We start from the raw sequence: 8,749 nt of genomic DNA, 5'->3' as shown, positions 1-8,749 counted from the left end.
GGTCAGCGCAAGGCTTTTCGTCAGGCTGCTGGAGACCCCGATTCGATGGAGCATCGGTGCGGCGAAATGAACGAGGTTGAACACGAGAAGGCCCGAAAGCAGTGCCGGAAGCAGGCCGAGTTCGAGAACGGCGACGAGCGCAAGAAGCGCGAGCAGGCACGACGCGAGATAGAACGCTGGGAAGGTCAGCACTTTTCACCTGCAGAGGCAGCCAAGTCCTCTTCGGTTTCAATTAATTGGATACCCGGTGATGCGCAAGCGAACAAGCGCCCAATACGTGTGTGAAGCTAGGCAGGCCGATAGCCGCCCGGGGTAACGTCCGGCCTGCGGATCCGCGTCTTCGGATGGATAGCGTCGACGAACTCCCGGAACGGCGCAGTCGCGAACGAAGTCGCAGAACATCATTTATGGGAGAGTCTGAGTGCCGAATGCGCTGAACCAACGCTCGCCGCAAGGACCAGGGTGTTGGCTCGAAGATGTTACTCGGCAGGTTGAGCGCCAGTTTCGTCCGCCTAACTCAAAAGGACGGTGCCACTGGCCTTCAAAGCCGCGATGACCAATTAGGCGCGTCCGCCTGCATAAACAGATAGATGCCGGCCAAGATAAGGACCCCTACCAAAATCCAAAGCGTGAATTTCAGCTTGTTCATGGGCGGGTTGGTAGTCAGTCACCGTCCTACCTGCAATTCAAATGGCTGTGTGTGACCGCATCGCGCTACAGCCGCGTGAAGTCCGCAAACCCTGGACGTATCCAGTTGCCCAAGTAGAAGCGCTACGCCGGTGGCCGCCCGCTGTCGCTTCGCGATCGAGCTGCGTCTCTTGTTCGCAAAAGGGGTGATGATATGGAGCCTCGGCTCGCGTTGGCGGTCTTTACTATGGCTATCAAAAGAATCGCAGCCGATAGCGTGACGACCTCGCATGATTTATAAAGATTGTCTAATGTGCGTGCTGTTCGCCGGGGGGCAAATTCGGGCATGTCCAGTTCTACAAGCCGAAAGGTGCTGTCGAGGAGCGTGGTCGAAATGGGCCTGTTCTCCGCAGTGATGAACACCCTCGTGTTAATTCTGCCTCTCTATATGCTGCAGGTATATGATCGAGTTTTGCCCGCCGCCAACCTGGATACTCTCACCTACCTAACCTTGCTTGCGCTTTCGTCGCTTTTGCTTTTCGGAGTGCTCGAAGTCGTTCGGGGCGTGTATGCAAGCCGACTCGCCGCGCGACTGGATGTGTCTTTGGGCACATCGTCTTTTCTCGCGGCAATGGGTGGCCCCCGCGCTGGACTCGGCGATGTCCAGGCCTTGCGGGACTTAGCCACCCTGCGAGGTTTCATCGCTTCACGAACGATTTTCTTTCTCTTCGACCTCCCTTTCGGGCCAATCTTCGTGGGCCTGCTTTATTTCATCCACCCGTTGCTCTTCCTTGTAACGGTCGTTGGAGCGGTTCTCATGGTTTCCATCGCCGTGCTGAACCAGGTCGCGAGTTCGCGACCTAGCAAGGAGGCGGCGGAGAGTCTCGGCGCGGCAATGAATTCGGCGCAGGCCTTTGCGCGAAACTTCGAAACGGTCCGCGCACTCGGCATGGTGTCCAATGCGATAGAATTCTGGGGCAGTCGTTTTGCCGGCTCCCTGCACGCCTCCGATGGGCTCGCTCGCACCAACGCATTTTACGGCGGTGTTTCCCGCACCACACGATCGGTACTGCAAATCGCGATATTGGGCGTCGGTGCCTATCTGGTTCTCCACAACGAGATAACCGCCGGTATGATTTTTGCGTCGTCGATGATTTCGGCGCGCGCATTGCAGCCGCTTGATCAGATCATTGGAAGTTGGCGGCAGGTCATCGACGCCAATCTTGCGTGGAAGCGACTTTCAGCTGTCCAATCGAGGCCCAGACCAAAGGAAAATGTTGCCTTGCCAACGCCTGAAGGGGCGTTGAGCGCAGACCAAATAGTCTACTACCTTCCGGGTTCTGCCGACAGCTCGCTGCCGCTGATAAAGCGCTTGACCTTTGAGGTCGCCGCTGGCGAAACAGTCGCGATCGTTGGCCCAAGCCAGGCTGGAAAATCGACGCTGGCGCGCCTCATAGTCGGCGCCATTGAGCCGCGTTCCGGGGTAGTCCGCATCGATGGCGGCGATATTCGAAATTGGGATCCGGAGGAACTCGGCCGTCATATTGGCTACCTTCCGCAGGATGTGGAACTCTTCCCCGGAACCATCGGCCAGAACATTGCGCGTTTTGAGCCGGATGCGCTTGATGAGAAATTAATCCAAGCAGCCCAACGGGCCCAAGTGCATGAGCTCATCCTGGGTCAAAGGGATGGATATTCGACGGTGATCGGCCCGACCGGCGTTCGACTCTCGGGCGGCGAGCGTCAGCGCATTGGACTTGCGCGCGCGTTTTACGGCGATCCCAAGGTACTGGTTCTCGACGAGCCCAATGCAAATCTTGATTCCGACGGCGAAGCCGCACTCGAGCGGGCGATCCTCCAGGCGCGTGCACGAAAAACGACCGTGCTCGTCATAACCCATCGGCCTTCGCTCGCAGCCAAATGCGATCGCATCCTCATGCTGCGCAATGGCCAGGTTGAGATCTACGGATTGACCAAGGACGTGCTCGACCGACTTGCCGAGCGACGGGGCCAAGCAGCGACGGCCGCGGCCACTCAGTCGCATGACAACGAAGGAGTGGTGCCTTTCCCGTCACCTGCTCGCGTGGAGGTAAAGGTCGCGAATGACGGTTCCTAGCCAACCCATTCAGAGGGACGCCAAGACGTATCGCTGGCAACGCAACGTCGACACCAGCACAGATCGGATCACGCTGATGGGATATGGAAGCGTGGCGGTTTTCTTGCTCGGCTTCGGATTCTGGGCAGCTATGGCACCAATTGCTGGAGCGACGATCGCGCCAGGTGTGGTCGCAGCAGCTGGGCAGAATGTGATGATCCAGCACCTCGAGGGAGGCGTGGTCAGCAGCATCAAGGTTCGGGAGGGCGACAGGGTACTAAGAGGCCAGGCCCTGATCGTCCTCGATCCGACGGTGGCGCAGTCCCAGCTCAACCGCGTTCTCAAGCAGTGGGTGGCACAAAAAGCTGAAATTTCTCGGCTCGAAGCGGAGCGGGACGGCCTTCAGAAAATTGTCTTGTCCAGTGACCTCGGAGCCTATTCAGGCGCCTCCGAATACAGCGGTGTCTTCGGAGAGCAAAACAAGGAATTTCAGGCACGGCTAGCGCGTTATGGCGCGGAACAGGGGATTCTGAAGCAAAGGGTGGCAGCTCTTCAGGACGCCGTTGTCGGGTTAAAAGCTCAGAAGGAAGCAGCGGAAAATCAGCTTGCGATCGTCAACGAGGAGACGGAAAGAAAAAAAGACCTGCTGAATAAAGGACTCACAAATCGTTCCGAGTACACCGATCTTCTGCGCAGCACTGCCGAACTGGTCGGCCAGGCAGGATCTCTGGAAGCGCAGATTGCCAGCTCGGCGACCCAGACCGTAGAGGCGCGTCAGCAGATTGAACGGCTTACAACCAGCCGGGTCGAGGATGCTGTAACGGAGCTGAACAAAGCACGGGCCCAGGTCGCGGACCTCGAGGAACAAATCAACGCTGCTCGGTCAGTCCTGGAGCGGACGACCATCCGGGCGCCGGTGGACGGCATTATCGTCCGATCGCTTTACAATGCCGAAGGCAGCGTCATCCGAGCGGGGGAGGTGGTGATGGAGCTTCTGCCGACCACGAACGAGCTCATCATCGAGGCCAAGATAAAGCCCGAAGACATCGACTCAATCCGGGTGGGGCAGGACGCGAACATGATGTTCACGGCGCTCAATGCGCGCACGACGCCAAAAGTGCCCGGAAAGGTGTTCTACATTTCGGCGGATCGGCTGATCACACCCAGCACGGGACTGCCTTACTTTACCGTCCGGCTGAAAATGGCCGACAAGCTGCCACCGCAGGTCAAGCCCGAGCAGATCTATCCGGGCATGCCGGTCGAGACATTCATCTCAACGGGCGAACGAACGTTTCTGGCTTATCTGACCAAACCCTTGGTGGATTCGTTCCAACGCGCCTTCCGGGAGAGATAACCGCCCCGCCTCCTGGATATCGGAGTTCAGATGTGAAGCGGGCGCCGGATTGATCCGGCGCCCGCTTCACATTGGGCCTGCGGCCTTCAACGTCAGACGAAGTGGAAGTCGTCCGCCGGATTGTACCCAACCACTGTCCGCCCAGCGCCGTCGTCTGCTACGGTGAAGCTGTCCGCATCGTAAGTGCCGATGATGTGGAGCGTGGCATCATGGGTGCCGTCCGAAACAGTCAACGTTCCTCCACTTCCATCCTGGTTTGCCTGATAGACAGCGGATGTTCCGGTGCTGAACCAGATATCTCCGAGGTCTACTTTGTCGTCATTGGTGATGCCGGCGATGCTTCCGCTGAAATCAAATGAATCATCCAGCCGCAGTGTGCCGGCTGCATCCACACCGAAAATGACGTCTGCGGACGAGGCGGCGTGAAATTCCAGCTGTGACATGTTTCCAATGATGGCATCGCCGTCGCCGGTAACCTGACCACCTATCGCGACATTGCCGCCATTGGCCCAGATCAATCCGGAATTGGCGACGGCACCGTTGATCGTCAGGCCACCCGATCCCGTCGCCTCCAGCGTTCCCGAGTTGACGACGGTGCTGCTGCCGGTGTCGATAACCAGTGCATGGGTGCCGGTGGCGATGATCGTGCCCTGATTGTTCAGAGCCAGCAGGCCGCCGCCGAGTTGGCCAGCGCCGGAGATGGTGTTGTCGACATTGGTCAAGGTGACATCGGCAGCCGTGCCCGAGATCACGTTCGCATCGCTGTCGGACAGGACGATCTGTCCGCCACCTTGCAGCGTGATACCGTGCTGGATCAGCTGCAGCAGGGTGTCGTTGCCGGCCGATTCGAGCGAGATAAGGCCGGTATTGTTGATTGTGCCGCTCAGTGGCAGCAGCGCGCCGTCGCTGATCGTCATGGTCCCGGCATTGTTCATCACTGGCGTCTGGTCGAAGACGAAATTGCTTCCTGTGAGCGCGCTCGAATGCACCCCGTCGAGCGTGATCGACTGGCCATCTCCAAGCGTGATCATCGCATTGCCGTTGGCATCGTCCGCCATGTGCGCCTGGACGTCGGCGAAGCTCGCAAAACCGGCATAACCGATGAGATCGACATGGTCGGCGGCCGTGTCGAAGTTGTGCACCGTGTCGTTGCCAATCGGCTGCGAGAAGACGAATAGGTCGTTGCCATGCGAGCCGGTCAGCACGTCGTCGCCGGACCAGGCAAAAATCGGCGAACCCGACGCATAGGCTTCGACATTGTCGGCGACGAACTTGGTTCCGATCGTGCCGTCTGCATTCGTCCAAGTCATCGAGACGTCTAGCAGAGCCGCCCCGCTGAATTCGGCCGGCGTGGTGACCGTCAGCGATTGCACATCGTTGCTCTGAACTGTCCATGTGCCGTCGCCGTTGTCGGTACCCCCGCTGATGCTCCAGCCCACAGGGACGCCGGAGACGACGACCACGATGGCATTCGCGACATCCCCCGAAGGGTTCGTTAGGGCCAGATTGATAGGCTCTCCGGCAACGCCGGCGGGCTTTACGTGGGTGTTGGTGATCAATGTGGCAAGATTGGCCACTGTGACACCGGAGAGATCGACCAGGATGTCGTTCGCCGAATTCGGGGTGGCACCAACTTGTTCGTAAACATAGGTGTGGGCCGTTCCGTTTATCGTAGCGGTGAACGCCACCGTCGCACCCGCAGCGCCGATATCGTTGTTTTGCAGATACTGAACTGCAGCGGCGACTCGCGACGTGTCTGTGGCACTCAGATTTAGCGCTGCACTGAAGCTGTTGGCATCATCAAAGGTGATGATGCCGTTCGAAATCGTGTGCGATTTTATGGTTTGACCACTAATGGTCAGCGTCGAATCGGTTCCATTGACGTTCGCGCCCGTCGCGGCTGCCGGGGTCCCTTGCAAATCGAGGAAGTCCGCGGCCGAGGCAAAATCGGTAACCACGTCATACCCTGTGATCGTACCGGCGTTGCCGCTACCTCCGACAATGGCCACCGATTGTCCGGAATTGACGACGAAGGTGTCCGCACCTCCGCCACCCGTTACGGTGTCGGCACCGCCGCCGCCCGTAATGGTGTCGTCTCCGTTGCCTCCACCGCCGTTGATCGTGTCATTGCCGGATCCGCCCATCAGGGTGTCATCACCGCCGTTTCCGGAACTGCCGATAATATTGAAGGCCCCGGTCGTGACTGCGCTTGCGTCGACGACAAGGTCTCCGTTTCCTGTGATACCCGATCCGTCAATCGTCAGCGTCCCGTTGTTCTGGAAGGTGGACGCGAAGATGAACGTGTCGGTATGATTTCCGCTGTTGGAATCGAGCAACACGAGCGATTCGAAGTTCGTGAGCAGCGTAGTACTTCCCGTGCCATCCCCAAATGTATGAGTCCCGAGGCTGCCGTCGGATATGGTCAACGTATCGTTGCCTGAACCGCCGGTTATCTTGTCGCCATTGTTCAAAGTGGCATCTGTTCCATTTACGTTGTTTGTGCCGGACGTGTAGAAAACGGTATCTGTGCCCGTCGTCAGCGTGAACGGATTTGGGCTGTTTACGGAATTCACGGAAATTGCAATCGTGTCCGTGTCGACTAGCGCTCCAGCGTCGCTGGTTGCGATCTGGATGGACGCCGAGCCGCTGAAGCCCGATGTCGGTGCGAAACTCAGCCCGTTCAGTGCAGCATTGATGGCGGCATCCGTGCCGCTGAACGTCATCGTGCCGTCAGAGGTGCCGTCGCCGACCGTGAACGACAGGCCAGAAGTGCCGTTGAGCGTGATGGCCCCGTTGGTTGCGGCCAGCGTCACTGTGTGGCTGGTATTGTCCACATCAGAAACACTGATGGCGTTGCCGTTCGCCGTGCTGAACACCTTTGCCGTATTCGTGTTGGTCGTCTGTGCAGCTGGCACACCATTCACCGGCGCGTCGTTGGCGCCGTCGATGGTGATGACGAGCTGTGCTGTGTCGGTGAGGTTGCCCGGATCCTTGACTGTGTAGGTGAAGGTGTCAGTCAGCGTGCCGCCGGCATTGAGCGCCTGGACGGTGGCATTGCTGTTGTTGACGGCATAGCTGTAGCTGCCGTCTGCGTTGAGCGTCAGCGTGCCGTACTGGCCTGCCAGCGCGGTGCCGACCGTGCCGCTGGTGCCCGAGCCGGCCTCGGTGCCGGTGCGGATCGCCGAAACCACCAGCGAGACGGTGGCGTTGTCGACGTCGCTGTCGGCTCCCGGCCCAGTGGTGATAACGTTGCCGGTCGCATTGGTGCCCGCGGTGCCGTTGGCGGTGCCGCCCGCCTCAGTGGCCGAGCCGATGTCGTTGGCCGCTACGGGTGCGTCGTTGACCGGCGTGACGCTGATCGTGACGCTGTGCGAGACACTGCTGTCGGTGCCGTCGCTCGCAACGACGGTGACGGTCCGAGCCGTCGTCGTCGGCGCGTCGCTGGTGTTGTTGTAGACGATCCCGTCGAGGATCGTCTGGTAGGTGGCCTGGGAAGCCGAGCCGGTGATCGACAGAATGCCGGTGCTTGCGGTGTAGAGCACCGTCAGTCCGGCTGCGGCCGCCGTGGCGCTGGCGTTGAGCGACAGGGATTCGATCGCATTCCCATCGGGTCGCGCCGTCAGCGTCGCGGTCAACGACGTCAGGTTCGCCGAGTCGACGTCCGTCACCGTCGCCAAAGGCGCGATCACCAGGGGCGTCTGCTCGGTGAACGAAGCTGTCGCGTCATTGCCGGCGCCCACGCCGTTCAGATCAATGACCGACGCGTCGTTGGTGCCGGTGATGGCGAAGTTCACCGCGGTGCTGGCGGTGCCGGTGCTGCCGTCCTTGACATAGACAGTGAAGTTGTCGCTGACGCTGGCGCCCTGCGCCAAGCCATTGGTGTCGGTGTCAGCGTTGTCGAGGGCGTAGCTCACCACGCCCGTGCCGGTGGTCAGTGTGGCGGTGCCGTAGGTGCCGGTCTTGGTGTAGGTCACCCCGCCATTGCCGGTAGCCCAGCCATTGGTGGTCAGTGCCGTGGCGTCGTAGACAGCCGCGTCGCCTGCGTCCACATCGCCCTTGGTCAGCGCGATGCTGGCCGAAGCCGTACCCGGTGTACCAGCGCCGGCTTCGACCAGCTGTACGCTCTGCGGGCCAGCGGTGACAGTTGGGCCGTCGTTGGTACCGGTCACCGTGATCTGCAGCGTCGTAGTATTCGACACCGCATTGAATGGATCCTTGTCGGTGTAGGTGAACGTGTCTACCGCTGTGACCCCCGCGGCGAGGCTATTGGCGGTGTCCGCCACGTAGCTGTACGAGCCGTCGGTATTCAGCGTCAGGTGACCGTAGGTGCCGGCGAGCGAGCTGCCAACTCCCACGCCCTGGGTTACGGCGCCGGCGCCCGCGACCACACCGGACACCACCAGCGTGTTGTTGGCATTGTCGACGTCTGTGTCGGCCACCGATCCACTCGTGGTGCCTCTGATCACACCATTCGCGGCAGACACAGTGAGGGTCGCATCTTCCAGCACTGCTCCGGTGTCGGCGTTGGCGACCGGGCTGTCGTTGGTGCCGGTGATGGTGATGGTGACGGTCTCGGTCGCCGTCGCACCCTTGTCGTCGGTGACCGTGGCGGTGAACGTCTGGGTGTCGCTGGCGCCCTCGGCCAGATGATCGGCCGCGCCCTGATCGAGCGT

Annotated in this window: 4 protein-coding genes; 3 read left to right on the top strand and 1 reads right to left on the bottom strand. The window is 60.1% G+C overall.

Annotated elements, in window-relative coordinates; genetic code table 11:
- From AC1D0I_RS31830 to AC1D0I_RS31820, 3 genes are all read left to right on the top strand, one after another.
- Window positions 1-285 (top strand): hypothetical protein (locus tag AC1D0I_RS31830; RefSeq protein ID WP_477400084.1); only part of this gene is annotated, 285 nt, incomplete at its 5' end.
- 688 nt (window positions 286-973) lie between these two features.
- Complete coding sequence (locus AC1D0I_RS31825; protein ID WP_477400083.1) at window positions 974-2,743, top strand: type I secretion system permease/ATPase; 1,770 nt, start codon at window positions 974-976, stop codon at window positions 2,741-2,743.
- Window positions 2,730-4,076: an HlyD family type I secretion periplasmic adaptor subunit gene (locus AC1D0I_RS31820; protein WP_477304636.1), complete on the top strand. Its 1,347-nt coding sequence runs from the start codon at window positions 2,730-2,732 to the stop codon at window positions 4,074-4,076. Before AC1D0I_RS31825 ends, AC1D0I_RS31820 begins: the two co-directional genes overlap by 14 nt.
- A gap of 92 nt (window positions 4,077-4,168) precedes the next feature.
- Here the strand turns inward: AC1D0I_RS31820 and AC1D0I_RS31815 are convergent, their stop codons facing one another.
- Entirely contained in the window at window positions 4,169-8,722 is a 4,554-nt protein-coding gene (locus tag AC1D0I_RS31815) for a beta strand repeat-containing protein (RefSeq protein ID WP_477400085.1), read from the bottom strand.
- Window positions 8,723-8,749 lie beyond the last annotated feature (27 nt).

It is taken from the genome of Mesorhizobium sp. P2_D1 (genome assembly GCF_056404455.1).
Note: the sequence above shows the minus strand (reverse complement) of the source record. Positions and strands in the feature narration are given on the sequence as shown.

Excerpts from the sequence above, each read along its gene's own strand:
- AC1D0I_RS31820 (WP_477304636.1), top strand. The coding sequence starts at position 2,730 with ATGACGGTTCCTAGCCAACCCATTCAGAGGGACGCCAAGACGTATCGC.
- AC1D0I_RS31825 (WP_477400083.1), top strand. The coding sequence starts at position 974 with ATGTCCAGTTCTACAAGCCGAAAGGTGCTGTCGAGGAGCGTGGTCGAA.